Source organism: Streptomyces coryli (assembly GCF_011044975.1).
Classification (GTDB): domain Bacteria; phylum Actinomycetota; class Actinomycetes; order Streptomycetales; family Streptomycetaceae; genus Streptomyces; species Streptomyces coryli.
This window is the reverse complement of record NZ_JAAKZV010000051.1, coordinates 1-14,814: the sequence shown is the minus strand read 5'-3', so window position 1 is coordinate 14,814 and position 14,814 is coordinate 1. Positions and strand designations below refer to the sequence as shown.

General features: G+C 72.5%; 10 protein-coding genes. 3 read left to right on the top strand and 7 right to left on the bottom strand.

Translation table 11 applies throughout. The features are described 5' to 3' along the window. The first annotated feature begins 90 nt into the window (after positions 1-90). Both G5C51_RS14340 and G5C51_RS14335 read left to right on the top strand, forming a co-directional pair. A complete protein-coding gene (locus G5C51_RS14340) occupies positions 91-2,241 on the top strand; it encodes a hypothetical protein (protein ID WP_165237149.1) in 2,151 nt (716 codons plus the stop codon). A gap of 8 nt (positions 2,242-2,249) precedes the next feature. Next, a complete protein-coding gene (locus G5C51_RS14335) occupies positions 2,250-4,295 on the top strand; it encodes a glycosyltransferase (RefSeq protein WP_165237147.1) in 2,046 nt (681 codons plus the stop codon). Here G5C51_RS14335 and G5C51_RS14330 read toward each other — a convergent pair whose 3' ends face one another. The 7 genes from G5C51_RS14330 to G5C51_RS14300 form a co-directional block, all read right to left on the bottom strand. Beyond that, positions 4,296-5,177, bottom strand: coding sequence for a carbohydrate ABC transporter permease (locus tag G5C51_RS14330; protein WP_165237145.1), 882 nt, complete (start codon positions 5,175-5,177; stop codon positions 4,296-4,298). Beyond that, positions 5,174-6,502, bottom strand: a complete 1,329-nt coding sequence (locus G5C51_RS14325) for a carbohydrate ABC transporter permease (RefSeq protein WP_240929642.1) — start codon at positions 6,500-6,502, stop codon at positions 5,174-5,176. Before G5C51_RS14325 ends, G5C51_RS14330 begins: the two co-directional genes overlap by 4 nt. A gap of 15 nt (positions 6,503-6,517) precedes the next feature. Beyond that, the gene (locus G5C51_RS14320; protein ID WP_165237143.1) at positions 6,518-7,882 is read right to left on the bottom strand and encodes an ABC transporter substrate-binding protein; all 1,365 of its coding nucleotides are present in this window, start codon (positions 7,880-7,882) and stop codon (positions 6,518-6,520) included. 113 nt (positions 7,883-7,995) lie between these two features. Further along, complete coding sequence (locus tag G5C51_RS14315; protein ID WP_165237141.1) at positions 7,996-9,195, bottom strand: amidohydrolase family protein; 1,200 nt, start codon at positions 9,193-9,195, stop codon at positions 7,996-7,998. A gap of 2 nt (positions 9,196-9,197) precedes the next feature. After that, entirely contained in the window at positions 9,198-10,667 is a 1,470-nt protein-coding gene (locus G5C51_RS14310) for a chlorohydrolase family protein (protein WP_165237139.1), read from the bottom strand. Positions 10,668-10,733: 66 nt separating this feature from the next. Then, positions 10,734-12,035 carry a serine/threonine-protein kinase gene (locus tag G5C51_RS14305; RefSeq protein WP_165237137.1) on the bottom strand — a complete coding sequence of 434 codons (1,302 nt, stop codon included), beginning with the start codon at positions 12,033-12,035 and terminating at the stop codon, positions 10,734-10,736. Positions 12,036-12,126: 91 nt separating this feature from the next. Continuing rightward, complete coding sequence (locus G5C51_RS14300) at positions 12,127-13,752, bottom strand: protein kinase domain-containing protein (RefSeq protein ID WP_165237135.1); 1,626 nt, start codon at positions 13,750-13,752, stop codon at positions 12,127-12,129. A gap of 481 nt (positions 13,753-14,233) precedes the next feature. On the opposite strand from G5C51_RS14300, the gene G5C51_RS14295 reads away from it, so the two are divergent. Continuing rightward, the coding region (locus G5C51_RS14295) for an FHA domain-containing protein (protein ID WP_165237133.1) at positions 14,234-14,814 on the top strand (581 nt) is incomplete at its 3' end.

Below are 14,814 nucleotides of genomic sequence, written 5' to 3'. Positions count from 1 at the left end.
TTTAGGAGGAAAGCGGGCTTCTATATGTAAACCTCCCCTTGCTGTGGCATGGACACCCGGGGACATGCCGGTGAGCGGAAGGTGGCTTCCTTGGCTGGCGAGCGCGGCGCGGTGCGGCGCCACCGGATCCGGAGGCTGAAGCGTTACGCGTATGTCAGCCGGCTCCGCGGACTGCTCGCCTTCCTGGCGCTCGCGGGAACGGTCGCCGTCGCCGCGGCGGCCGCCTGCGTCGTCGCGCCCTGGCCGGCCGCCGCCGGCTGTGTCGCCGCCGTCGCCATCGGGCTCGCCTGCGAGCGGCATCTGCACCGCCGCGAGGGGCGGTTGGTGCGCCGGCTCGGCCAGGTCGGCGCGGGGCTGCCGTTGCGCGCCGCCGCCCGCGCCGTGCTGCTCGGACTGCCGCTGACCGGCGCCCTCGGCGCGGCGGGGGCGGCGTATCCGGTGCTGGTGCTCGGGCTCGTGCTCGTCCACGGGGCGCATGTCGCGGTGAGCGCGCACCTGCGCGGCCGGCGGAAGCTGCCCGTACTGGCGAAGAACATCGATCTCGGCCTCGACCTCCCCGCCGCCGCCCCGCGCCGGCTCGCCGGCTGGCCCGGCACCCGGCTGCTCACCCTGGAGGCCCTCGCCCTGCTCGGCGCGGCCGCGGCCCTCGCCACCGACGTCGTCCCCCTCGCCCCGCTCGGCGCGGCCGCCGCCTTCGCCGCGGCCACCGTCGCCCTCGTCGTACGGGCCCGGGCCGCCCGCCGCGCCGGGCGGATGCCGCGCGCGGGCGAGGTGCACGAGGCGGTGGGGGAGTGGCTGCGGCAGTACCGGCCCGAGGTGGTGCTCTACCACAGCGGGTCCAAGGCGACCGCGTACCAGGTCAACATGTGGATGGACACCATCGAGCAGCTGGATGCCCGGGTGCTGGTGGTGCTCCGCGAGAAGCACCTGATGCCGCTGCTGAAGCACACCGCGCTGCCGGTGCTGTGCGTGCCGGAGTCGGTGCGCACCATGAAGCTCGACCTGTCCAGCGCGCGCGTCGTGATGTACGCGGCCAACGCCGCCCGGAACATCAACATCCTGCGGCTCGCCACCGCCCGGCACGTGATGCTCGGGCACGGCGACAGCGACAAGTTCGCCTTCATCAATCCGTACACGAAGGTCTACGACGAGGTCTGGGTCGCCGGGCAGGCCGCCCGCGACCGCTACGCCGAGGCCGATGTCGGCGTCGCGGACGAGCGGCTGATCGAGGTCGGCCGCCCGCAGGTCGACGAGCTGTGGGCGCAGCCCCAGGAGGGCCCGCAGCGGCCGTGCCAGGAGCTGCCCACCGTCCTGTACGCCCCCACCTGGGAGGGCTGGACCGACGAGCCGGGGAACTCCTCGGTCATCGACGCCGGCGAGACCATCGTCCGCCAGCTGCTCGAGCACGAGCCGCCGGTCCGCGTCCACTACAAGCCGCACGCCCTCACCGGCAGCGTCGACCCGCGGGCCCGCGAGGCGCACCGGCGCATCGCCGAGCTGCTGAAGAAGGACAACGCCCGGCGCGCGGAAGCGGCCGCCTTCGCCGAGCCGGAGGACGTCCGGCAGGCCCGCGCCGCGGCCGCCGCCGAGCTCGACGCCTGCCGGCAGCGGCTGTCCGAGCTGTCCGCCCGGCTGTGGCCGCGCGGCGTCGACGAGGTGCAGCGGATGAAGGACACAGCGGTCGCGGATCCGTCGCTGAAGGCCGAGTGGGACGCCGCCGTCGCGGACTGGCACCGCGCCAAGTGGGCTTCCCAGCCCGCCTGGGAGCACCAGGTCATCCGCGGGCAGCGGCCGTACCTGAACGAGTGCTTCGGCCGGGCCGACCTGCTGATCAGCGACATCTCCAGCGTCGTCGCCGACTTCGTCGCCACCCTGAAGCCGTACGCCGTCGTCAACACCACGGGTCTTGACGAGGCCGCCTTCCGCGGCCCGAACACCACCGTCGGGGAAGCCGCGTACGTCCTCGACCCGGCGGCCGAGGACCAGGTCCCGGCGCTGGTCGACCTGCTCTTCCACCCCGAGCGCGACACCCGGCGCGAGGCCCGCGGCGGTCTGCGCACGTATCTGCTCGGGGACTCGGCGCTGCCCGCGACCGAGCGCTTCAACCTGCGGGTCGCGGAGGTGCTCGCCGACGAGCGCGCCCGCGTCCGTCGTCGTCACCGGGCCCAGGCAGCAGCCCAGGGCGCGCTCGGCACGCAGGGCGGCGCGGCGCGCCCGTCCGCGTCGACCCTGAAGGGGTAGAACCCGCGATGAAGATCGCTTTCCTGACGCATGACGTGTGCGGGCTTGGCGGCACCATCCACAGCACCCTGAAGCTGGCCTCGGCGCTGGCCGACCGGCACCAGGTCGAGATCGCCGCGGTCGGGCGCTACAAGGACGCCCCGGCCTTCGCGGTCGACCCGCGGATCCCGGTGGTCCAGCTGGTCGATCTGCGTCCCGGCGGCCAGGACAGCGCGGACCCCGACTTCCATCTCCCCTCGGAGATCGTCTCGCCGGCCGAGCCGCGCGCCGACCGCTACAGCCGGCTCGCCGACCGCCGCGTCGCCGCCTGGCTGCGGACGCTCGACGCCGACGTCGTCATCGGCACCCGCCCCTCGGTCAACTTCTACCTCGCCCGCCTCGGCCCCGCGCACGCCGTCCGGCTCGGCCAGGAGCACGTCGGCCTGGAGCGGCACACGGAGGCGCTGCAGCAGGACATGGCCGAGCAGTACGCCCTCCTCGACGCGGTCGTGACCGTCTCCGAGGCGGATGCCCGCGCCTTCCGCGAGCAGGTCGCGGTGCCGGGCCTGACGATCACCCACATCGGCAACCCGGTCCCCGCCCCCGGGGTGCCGCCCTCCGACGGCCGCGCCAAGGTCGTCGCGGCGGCCGGGCGGCTCGTCCCCGGCAAGCGGTTCGAGCTGCTCATCGAGGCGTTCGCGAAGGTCGCCGCCGAGCACCCGGACTGGCAGCTGCGGATCTACGGCAAGGGCCAGCAGCGCGCCGCCCTGCGGGCCCGTATCGACGAACTCGGCCTCTACAACCACGTGCTGCTGATGGGCGCCGTCCCCTCGCTCGCCGCGGAGTGGCCGAAGGCGTCGATCGCGGCGTCCATGTCCGCGTACGAGTCCTTCGGGCTCACCCTGGTCGAGGCGATGCGGGCGGGGCTCGCCGTGGTCAGCACGGACTGCGACCAGGGGCCGCGGGAGATCATCACCGACGGCACCGACGGGGTGCTGGTCCCGGTCGACGACGTCGCGGCCTTCGCCGCCGCGCTCGGCTCGCTGATCGGGGACGAGGAGCGCCGCCGCACGATGGCCGCGGCCGCGCTGCGCAAGGCCTTGCGCTGGGACCCGGCGGCCGTCGTCGCCCGCTACGAGGAACTGATCGGCGTCCTGCTGGCGGAGAAGGCGGCGCCGAAGGAGCTCGGCGCGCACCGGCTCGGCGACGACGCGCTGACCTTCTTCACCGCGGGCGCCGCGGACGGCGGCCCGCTGCATCTCATCGGCCGCCGCCGGGGGCTGCGCAAGCAGGCGGGCAAGGCCCCGGCGGCGCTGCGCATCCCGTTCACGGCCGCGAAGGACACCGAAAGCGGCGGCCGGCTCGAAGCGGTGCTGCGTCGCGGTGAGCACAAACTCGCCGAAGGCCACTGGGACTTCTGGCTGGAGTCCGGCGCCGACGACTCCGTCCGCCGCGCCCGCGCCGCCGCCTGCGACCTGCGTCCGGTCGCCCCGTCCCCCGAGGCCGGGCCGGTCGAGGTGTGGCTGCCGTATGTCACCGACGAGGGCCATCTCAGCCTGCGCACCTGGCTGCGGGAGGCGCACGCCGAGGTCGCGTACGTCCTCGTCGGGGGCGCCGACGTCACCGTGCACGGCCGGCTCTACGGCATCGCGCTGCCGCCCGCCGCCGGGCTCGTGGTGCGGCGGCGCGGCGAGCAGGAGGAGTTCAGGGTGCCGGTCGCGCCGGCCGCGGACGGGAGCTTCGCGGCGCGGATCCCGTACGGGGCGCTGGCCGAGCGCCGGCAGGATCAGCAGACCCGCGAGATCTGGGATCTGTACCTGGCGATCGAGGGGCAGAAGCCGCTGCGGCTCGGGCGGATCCTGGACGACGTCATGGTGAAGAAGCAGATCTACCAGTACCCGCCGGTGCTGCACGCCGGGGCCCGGGTGCGGGTCTTCTACACCGTGCGCAACGGGCTTTCGCTGCTGGTCCGCAACCCGGACGAGGAGGGACCCGCGGACAGCCCCGCGGACGTGCCGGCGCCCGCCCGGTCCGCCGGGCGGGCGCTGGCAAGGCTGGTCGGCCGGCGGCGCTAGCTACTTCACCGCCCCCGCCATCACGCCCGACACGAACTGCCGCTGGAACGCGAAGAACACGACCAGCGGGATGATCAGCGAGATGAAGGCGCCGGACGCGATCACGTCGATGTTGTTGTCGAACTGCCGGGCCTGCTGCTGGATCGCCACCGTGGTCGGCGGACTGCCCGGGTCGGCGAAGATGAAGGCGACCAGGAAGTCGTTCCACACCCACAGGAACTGGAAGATCCCCAGCGCCGCGATCGCGGGCCCGCCCAGCGGCATGACCACCCGCGTGAACAGCCGCACCTCGCTCGCCCCGTCGAGCCGCGCCGCCTCCAGCAGCTCCCGCGGGATCTCCGCGAAGAAGTTGCGCAGCAGGAAGACCGCGAACGGCAGGCCGAAGGCCGTATGGAAGAGGATGACGCTGAACAGGCTCTGATAGATCCCCAGGTTGTCGAAGAGGCTGGAGATCGGGATCAGCGCCACCTGCACCGGGACGACCAGCAGCGCGACGACGGCGAGGAAGCACCAGTCGCGGCCCGGGAAGTCCATCCACGCGAAGGCATAGGCGGCCAGCGAGCCGATCACCACGACCAGGAGTGTGGACGGCACCGTGATCAGGAGGGTGGTGACCAGCGAGTCCATCAGGGCGTCGTTGCTCAGCAGCGCGTCGTAGTTGCTGAAGGTGAGCTGCGACGGCGCGGTGAACACCGTCCACCAGCCGCTGGAGTTGATGTCCTCCCGGTCACGCAGCGAGGACATCAGCAGCCCGAAGGACGGCAGCAGCCAGAACAGCCCGATGACGATCAGGAAGATACGTACCAGCGTGCCGCCGAGCACGCCGGCGATCCGGGAGCCGAGCGACTGCTCGGCCTTGACGACGTCCGGGAGGGCAGTCATCGGCGGGTCTCCCTCCGCAGCCGGCGGATGTTGACGATCATCACCGGGATCACCAGCAGCAGCAGGACGACCGCGATCGCGCTCGCCATCCCCTGGTCGGTGTCGGTGCCGAAGCCGAGCAGATAGAGCTGCACGGCGAGCACATTGGCGTCCTTGAGGTTCGCGCCAGGGGAGATCACCCACACCAGGTCGAAGATCTTCAGCACATTGATCATCAGGGTGACGAGGACGACCACGAGCACCGGCGCCAGCAGCGGCACCGTGACGCGCCGGAAGACCTGCAGCTCGTTGGCCCCGTCCACCCGCGCCGCTTCGAGGAGCTCGCGCGGGATGCTGGCGAGGCCCGCGGCGATGAGCACCATCGCGAAGCCCGCCCACATCCAGACGTAACTGGCGATGATCGCCGGGGTGATGAGGGAGGGGCCGAGCCAGTCGACGCCGTTGTACTTCTCGCCGAAGTTCGACGCCGGCAGCGCGAGCTTCGCACCGTCGGCCTCCTTCGGCAGCGTGAACGTCCCGTCGTCGCCGGTGGTCGCGGAGGCGACGGTCTTGCCGTCCTTCACCGCCTCGACCTTGATGCCCTTCAGGGCCTTCTCGCCGGAGTCGATGGCGCCGAGCTTGCCGCCGCCGCCCGGTTTGAAGTCCACCCACACCGTGCCCGAAATCCCGCCGCCGGACGCGGCCTTGGGCTCGGTGGCGGGCTTGGCGGTCTCCAGGTCCTGCGGCTTTACGGCCACCAGCGGCAGCAGCGCCGGGCTGCCCGCGGAGACCGTGTCCTTCGTGGTGTACGGGCCCTTCTGGGGCCCCGCGAGGACGTCGTCGTTCGGCCGCGGTCGCGCCCCCGGCCAGGCCGAGGACTCCGAGAAGGTGTCATGGATGCCCGTCACCACCGCGTTGGCGACGCCGCGCTCCGGGTCCTGCTGGTAGACCAGCGAGAAGATCACGCCCGCCGCCAGCATCGAGATCGCCATCGGCATGAAGATGACCATCTTGAACGCGGCGCCGAAGCTGACCCGTTCGGTCAGCACGGCGAAGATCAGGCCCAGGGCCGTACAGACCGAGGGGGCGACGATCACCCAGATGACGTTGTTCTTGATCGCGGTGAGGTTGTCCTCGTCGGTGAACAGCGCCTGGAAGTTGTCGAAGGCGACGAAGGAGTCGCCGGACTGGTCGAAGAAGCTGCGGATGATGGAGTAGATGATGGGATAGGCCACGATGGCCAGCAGGAGCACCGCGGCGGGCAGCAGAAACAGCATTGCCACCCACCGCCTGGTGCCCATGACCGATTTCGCCGGCTTGCCGCTCGGCTTGACCGCGGAGGTCATGGACGTTCCCGACCGCTACTTGTACGCCTTGGCGGCGTCCGTCTCCAGCTGTTTCTGTGCGCCCGCCACGTCCTTCGGGTCCTTCAGGAAGTCCTGCAGCGCCTTCCACTCGCCCGCGCCCTTCGTGCCGCCGAACGCCGCCGGGGCCTGGTCGGACATGTCGAAGCGGAAGTCGTTGCCGGCCTGGATGAGCGCCTCGGCGATCGTCTTCTGGACATCGTTCGGATACGTGCTGATCTTCAGGTTCTTGTTCGGCGAGGCGAAGCCGCCGCGCTCGGCCCAGATCTTCGCCGCGTCCGGCGAGGCCAGGAAGGTCAGGAACGCCTGCGAGGCCTTGTTGTCCTTGAGGATCACGGCCGCGTCGCCGCCGCTGACCACCGGCGACTCATTGCCGACGGCCGGGAACGGGAACAGCTTGGCGTCCTTGCCCACCTCGGCCTTGGTGTCGCCGATGAACGAGGCCACGAAGTCGCCCTCGAAGACCATCGCCGCCTTGGGGGCGTCCGGCGGGGTGAAGGCCTTGGTGATCGAGTCGGGGAACGGCGTCTTCAGCGCGGTGTTCTTGCCGCCGAGCATCAGGCTGTCCTCGCCGAAGAGCTCGCCGAGCGTGGTCAGCGCGTCCTTCACCGACGGGTCGGTCCACTTGATCTCGTGCTTGGCGAGCTGGTCGTACTTCTCCGGCCCGGCCTGGGAGAGGTAGATGTTCTCGAACCAGTCGGTGAGCGTCCAGCCGTCCGCGCCGCCCACGGACACCGGCGCCACGCCGGAGTCGGAGATGGTCTGCGCGGTCTTGATGAAGTCGTCCCAGGTCTTGGGCTCCTGCACGCCGGCCTGCTCGAAGGCGTTGGTGTTGTACCAGACCAGGGACTTGTTGGCGGCCTTGTAGTAGACGCCGTACTGCTTGCCGTCGACGGCCCCGAGGTCCTGCCAGCCCTGGACGAAGTTCTGCTTCAGCTCCTTCTGCACGGCCGAGTTGACGGGCTTGGCCCAGCCCTTCTCCACGAACTCCTGCAGCACGCCCACCTGCGGTGCGAAGACCACGTCCGGCGGCGCGCCACCGGCCTGCTTCGTGCCGACGAAACCGGCGACGTTGTCACCGGTGGGCACGAACTTCACCTCGGCGCCGGTGCGCTTGCTGAACTCGTCCAGCACCACCTTGAAGCTCTTCTGCTCCGGCCCGGTCCAGGTGCCGGCGACCTGGATCGACTGGCCGTCGAGCTTGGGCAGTTTGACAGTCTCCTCCTGACCACCGCCCTTGCCGTTCCCACCTCCGCCGCTGTCGTCGTCCCCGCAGCCGGCTGCGCCCAGCGCGAGGCTCAGTACGGCGGCGGCCGCCGCGGCGGTGCGGACCCTCTTGCGGGCGTTCCCGGTACTGCGCATGACAGCCTCCCCTGTGTCCCGTGGGGAAGTTCCTACGCCGCTCGGGCCCCGCCCGCAATAGCGCCTTCGGCGTCAAGTCGCGCATCGTGACCGTGACGTGACTCCGCGACCGGTCAGCCGACGAGCTCCAGCCCGTCCGCCACCACCCGACCCTGGCGCAGCACCGTACGGTCGCTGCTCCGGTCCATGATGGCCGCGGTGACCGCGTCGCCGGCGACCAGCACCAGGTCGGCGGCGTCGCCGGCGGCCACGCCCGGGCGGTCGGCCGTCGAGGTGAGCCGGGGCAGGGCCGGGTCCATGAGGGTGGCGCCGCCGCGGCTGGCCACCGCCCAGCAGTGCTCGATGAGTTCGTCGAAGCGATAGCGGTTGGTGAAGGCCAGCTGCCAGGTGCGGTCGAGCATGTCGCCGTTGCCGTACGGGGACCACCAGTCGCGCTGGCCGTCCTCGCCGAGGCCGACGCGGACGCCCGCGGCGGTGAGGTCGGCCAGCGGGAGGGCGTGCTGCTGCTGGGCCGGGGCGATGGTGGCCATCGCGATGTCCAGTTCGGCGAACTCCTCGATGAGGCGGCGGGTGGTGGCCTCGTCGACGTTCCCCAGTTCGTACGCGTGCGACATCGTCACCTTGCCCTGCATGCCCAGCGCCCGCACCCGTTCCAGGATCAGGTCGGTGCTGAACACCCCTAGGTGGCCCGGCTCGTGGAGGTGGATGTCGACGGGTGCCTGATGCTTCTCGGCGAGCTCGAAGACGATGTCGAGGTGGCGCACCGGGTCGCGGTCCAGCGTGCACGGGTCGATGCCGCCGACGACGGCGGCGCCGTTCGCCAGCGCCTCGTCGATCAGCTCCGGTACGCCCTTCTCCCGCAGCAGCCCGGCCTGCGGGAAGGCCATGATCTCGACCTCGCAGCGGTCGGCGTGCGCCTCCTTGGCGGCCAGCACGCCCTCGAACCGCTCCAGGCCGCAGTCGGCGTCGATCTGGGCGTAACTGCGGACGCGGGTGGTGCCGCGGGCGATCATGCGGCCGAGGAGGCTCGTCGTACGCTCCGCGACCGGCGGGTCCTCGCGCCAGTGCTCGCGGTCGTTCATGACCAGGCCCCAGATGCCGGTGCCGCCGGTGTGCTCGCGGAAGGGCAGGCCGACGCGGTTGGAGTCCAGGTGGCAGTGGACGTCCGAGAAGGAGGGCAGCGCGAGGCGGCCGCGGCCGTCGACGTCCCCGGTGCGGTGCGGGTCGTGCGGCACGACCGAGCTGATCAGCCCGTCCTCGACCTGGATGTCGGAGGGCTCGCGGCCCCACGGGCGGACGTTCGTGATCCACATGGCTACTGGGTCTCCTTGAACTCCGGGAAGGTGGGCGGGAAGAGCTCGTCGGCACTGCGTCCGCGGGTATCGCGCTCGCCGTATGCGGCGCGCATCTTGTCGAACAGGCCCTGCGCCCGCGCCCGTAGTGCGCCGAGGTCGACGCCCGGCAGCCGCCCGTCGGTGAGCACCGGCCGTCCGGCCACCACGGAGTGCGAGGCCTGCCGGGCGGTGCCGTTGAGGAGGAAGGTGCGCACCGGGTCGTCCCGGACACCGTCCCGGACATCGTCGATACGGAACGCCACCAGGTCGGCCTGCGCGCCCGCTTCGAGGCGGCCGAGGTCGGTGCGGCCGAGGGCGCGGGCGCCGCCGAGCGTGGCAGCTTCCACGTACGCCTCCGCGGGCGCCGCGTCGGCGCGGCCGTCCACGACCTTGGCCAGGTGCACGCCGGTGTCCATGCCGCGGATCAGGTCGGGCGGGAAGGAGTCGGTGCCCAGGCACAGGTTCACCCCCGCGTCCCGGTACGCGCCGAAGGAGTGCAGCACGCTGCCGTAACGCAGCGACGTCTGCGGGCAGTGCACGACCGAGATCCCGGCGCCGGCCAGCGTCGCCAGGTCGCCGCGGTCCTCCCCGTACACGTCGGGGTGCCGGTCGATGACGATGCCGTGCGGGACGAGCAGCCGGGTGCCGAACAGGCCGGTCCTGCCGAGCAGTTCGAGGGGTGTGCAGCCGTGCCGCCGGTGGATCAGCTCGCGCTCCACCGAGCCCTGCAGGGCGTGCAGCCGCACCGGGACGTCGCGGCGCAGCGCGAGCGCGGCGGTCTGCCGCATCAGCTCCTCGGTCAGCGTCTCGATCCGGCAGGGCAGCAGCGCGCCGCGCACCAGCGGATCGCCGAGGGTGTCGGCGTACTCGAGGAACCGCTCGGCACCGGCGAGCCCGGCCCGCCCCTCCTTCTCGTCGAAGGCGACGTCGCGGGTCCCGTCGGGACGTACGACATTGACCCCGGCCCGGTAGCTGGGCCCGAGATAGCCGCGCAGGCCGAGCCGGCGCGAGATCGTCGCCATGGCGACGAAGTCGTCGTACGTCTCCGCCCAGGAGCTGTGCACTTCGGAGGCGATGGGCATGTAGGTGGTGATGCCGTGCAGCGCGAGCTGGACGAGCGCGTATTCGCGTACGAGCGCGCGCTCCTCGGGCGTGAAGACGTCCCGGCGGCGGCCGAAGTAGTCGAGCGACCACTGCAGTCCGGGGCCGCGCTCGGGGGAGGCCCAGGAGTCCAGCACGAGGTGGTCGATGTCGGTGAGGGCGTCGAGGTCGATCAGGCCGGGGAGGACGAGCGATTCACCGAGGTCGACGTCGTGGTCGACGGGGCCGTCGTAACGCGGCCCGACGTAGACGAGACTGTCCCCCTCCCACACCACTTCGCCGTCGCGGAGCAGCGCATGCCCGCCGTCCTGATGGCCGAGTATGTACGCGGCACGCCAGCGGGTGAGCACGGGCGCCTCCAAGGTCGCGGTCGGAGAGCGACCCTAGCATTTGGTATACCAACCCGTGCAGGCCCCTTACGGCTCCTCGGGAGACGACTGCTCCGAGTTCCCCCCGGGCGGCGCCCCGCCGTTGTCGCCGGACGCGGCGACCCAGCCGCCGATGCCCGCGGCCGCGGCGATCGCGACCGCCACAATGCCGAGCCGCAGCCGTCGCGTACGGACCGGCGTCCGCTGCCGCGCCCGCGCCGACCCGGGCCGCGGCTGTCCTGGCACCTTCGGCACCCGGGCCGTGCCCCGCGCGCCGCCCGCCAGCTCGTCGGAGTCCGGCACCCGCATGCTGGTGTGGGTGTCCCGGTTCGAGTCGGGGGCCGAGGCCCGTACCAGCGGAACCGCCCCGCGCAGCGGCCGTCCGCCGTCCGTCGGCGGCGCCTGCTCCGCGCCGGAGGCGTACGCGTCCACCGCGCCCGCCGGGACCGGCTCCGGCTCGTCGGCCGCCGGCTCGTCGATGTCCAGCCGCGGCAAGTCCTCCAGCTCCGGTACGAGCGCCCGCAGGCCCGCCGCCATCTCCGCCGCCCGCAGCCGCGAGGCCGGCGCCTTCGCCAGGCACTGCAGCAGCAGCTGCCACAGCTCGTCCGGGATGCCGGGCAGCGGCGCCACCGTCTCGGTCACGTGCCGCCGCAGCACCGCGCCGGTGTGCCCGCCGCCGAACGGCGTGAAGCCGGCCAGCAGTTCGTAGAGCAGCGTGGCGAGGGCGTATATGTCGACCGCCTTGCGGGCCGGCAGGCCCTCGACGATCTCCGGCGCCAGATAGTCGGGGGTGCCGATCACCCGCCGCTGCGACGGAATCCGCGCGCCCGCCGCGGCCTGCGGCGCCCGGCTCGGGGCGTCGATCAGCTTGGCGACGCCGAAGTCCGTGAGCAGCGCCGGCGGGGCGCCGCCGGGGCCGGTCGGGGCGGACGAGTCCAGCAGGACGTTCTCGGGCTTCACATCGCGGTGCACGACCCCGGCCGCATGCGCCGCGGCCAGCGCCTCGGCCACGTCCGCCGCGATGGCGACCGCCGCCTGCGGCAGCAGCCGGCGCTCGTGCTCGAGCCGGGTCCTGAGGTCCGTACCGCGGACCAACTCCATGACCAGCGCGAGGTCGTCGCCGTCCACGACCAGGTCGCGCACCCCGACCACCCGCGGGTGGTCCAGGCTCAGCAGGGCCTGGCGCTCCTGTACGAAGCGGCCGACGAGGTCGCGGTCCTCCGACAGGTCCTCGCGCAGCAGCTTGATGGCGACCGGCCCGTCAGGGCCGTCGCCCAGCCAGACCGTGCCCGCGCTGCCGCGGCCGAGCACCTGGTGAGCGGTGTAACGGCTGCCGATTCTCCGTGCCATGGCGATAAAGCTACGCGTACGGAGGGGGTGGGTGGAGCCCGACGGGGGCTATACACCCTTTGGGTGTCGACAAATCACCAACATCGGCAGCTCAGTTGCCGCCGCCACCGCCGGCCTTGCCGAGATCGGAGATCCAGTCCTTCACGGTGACGGTCCAGTCCCAGGCCTGCTCGAAGAAGTTCTGGCCGTTCGTCTTCCAGTCCTCCGGAATCGCGAACTCCCAGGTCAGCCAGGACCCAACGACCAGGACGATCACCATGAACAGACAGCCCTTGAGGCAGCCGAGGCCCGGGATCCGCATCCGGTTCGGGCTCCGCTCCCGGCGCTGCCGCGGCGGCTCCTGCGGCGGCGGGGCAGCGGGCGGCTGCTGCGGGCGCTGATAGCGCTGCGGCTGCGGCTCGGGCTGCCGGCGCGGGGCCTGCTGCTGCGCGTACGGCGGCGGCTGCTGGCGGCGCTGCGCCTCGCGCCGCGGCCGGCGGCGCAGCGGGTCCTCGCTCGGGTCGAGGTATCCCATCTGCTGGGTCTGCTCGCTGCGGTCCCTGGCCGCCCGCATCTGGGTCTCCCAGGGGTGCGGACCGTCCTGCTGCTGCGGCGGCTGCTGCGGGACCGGCGGCATCGCGGTCGTACGGTCCTCGGAGCCGCTGCCCGGGCCGCCCTGGCCGGCCGCGCCGGCGGCGGGCAGGAAGGAGGTGGCCGCGTTGGGGTCGTACGAGGGGGACTGCGACGACGCGTTCGAGGGCAGCACCTGCGTCGGGTCGGCGTCCCCGCCCGCGCCGCCGCCGCTCCCCGGCACCGTCGCGGGCGTCGGGTCGGGCGCGAGCAGCGCGGCCACGCCCATGGCGGCGGTGGCCTGCTCGGGGGTGGCGCCGGCGCCGATGCCCGCGGCGACGGTGCGCAGCGCGCGGGCCAGGTTCTCGGCGCTCGGACGCTCCTCCGGCTTCTTGCGCAGGCAGGACTGGATCACGGTCCACAGCGGGTCCGGGATGCCGCCGGGCCGGACCGGCTCCTCGCTCAGATGCCGGTGCAGCACCTCCAGGGCGCTGCCGCCGGAGAACGGCGGCCGCCCGGTCAGCAGCTCGTACAGCAGGATGCCGGCGCCGTAGATGTCCACGGCGGAGGTCTGCGGCTTGCCCTCGGCGGACTCCGGGGCGACATAGGCCGGGGTGCCGACGAATTCATGAGTACGGGTCAGGCCCGGCGAATCCGCGAGCCGGGCGATGCCGAAGTCGGTCAGCATCGGCGTCATGCTGTCCGAGCCGTTGCCGGCCAGCAGGACATTCGCCGGCTTCAGGTCGCGGTGCACGACGCCGTCGGCATGGCTGGCGGCCAGCGCGTCGGCGATCTGGGCGGTGAGGAGGGAGGCCCCGATCGGGGTGAAGGGGCCGTATTCGCGCAGGTAGCGGTGCAGGTCGGGGCCGTCGATCAGATCCATCACCAGCGCGAGCAGGTCGCCCTCGACGACCAGGTCGCGGGTGCGGACGATGTTCGGGTGGGTGAGCCGGAGCAGGACGGAGCGCTCCCGCAGGAAGCGCATCACCACGTCCGGATCGCTCGCCAGCTCCTCCTTGAGGACCTTGATCGCGACGGTCTCGCCGGGCTGGCCCGCCACGGCCGCCTCGGCGCCCGCCGTCTCCCGCTGACGGCCGCGATACACGGTGCCCGTGGCGCCGCGTCCGAGCGGCTCCTCGAGCAGGTACTTGCTGCCTACCGGCCGCACGTCATGCGCTCCCTGGTCGTGATCATCGGTAAATGTCGCAGTCGCGTCTTGGCCGGGACGGCCCGGACGCCATCTTCCCCACTCTAGTGGTGCCGCCCAGGTGGGCGGTCGCGTCCACCCTCGCCTGCGGACTTCCCCCGTGCGGGCGAGGTTCTTCCGGTGGAGGACGCGCCACCGGAGCGGATGGTTGCCGATCTGTGCGCCCGGCGTGCGCCTAGGTAGTGACAAGGACGCTCCGATGCGGCAACTTTCCGTCAATCAAGATCGTTCAACTACGCCCTGGGCACCGGCTGTCGGTGGGAGGTGGAAAGATGCCTCCACGAGCGGACTCCGGGGGGCGCTGACCGCGAGTACGGCCGGGTATGGCTGTGAGCGGCCGTGAACGGTCATGAAGGGCAAGGAGCGAGCAGGCGGCGGGCTGGGGTGGCGGCAGGTGTGCCGGATGCCTCTCTCGCGGCCAGAAGGGAACCGGTGACGGGGCATGCAGATCCGGCTGACCGTCCAGCTGCCGCAGCGCGGCCCGGCGCACGGCAGCGACGTGCTGGTCACCGCCCCCGCGGGCACGCCCCTCGGCGCCGTCACCTCCGGCCTCGCGGACGCGGTGGCGGGGGCGGGCTCCGGCGGCTCTGCCGGTGGCGCGGCGGTCCCGGTTTTTTCCGGTGCGCGGCGGCTGGACCCTGACCGCGCGCTGCTGGGCGAGCCCCCGCTGGTGGACGGCGCGATCCTCGCCCTCGGCGGTCCTGCGGAGCCGGAGGCCGGCGGGGCGGCGGACCCGGATCCGGCGGCTGGTGCCGCGGCGCGGCTGCAGGTGACCGCGGGGCCGGATGCGGGGGGTGTCCATCTGCTGCACGGCGGCCGGATCCGTATCGGCAGATCGGCGGAGGCCGAGGTGCCGCTGGACGATCCGGATGTGTCGCGGCTGCACTGCGCCCTGGATGTGGCGGAGGACGGCACGCTGACGGTGTGCGACCTGGGCTCGACGAACGGGACGCGGCTGGACGGGGCGGTGGTGGGGGAGACCCCGGTGTTGGTGCGGGCGGGGGCGGTGCTGCGGATTGGGGA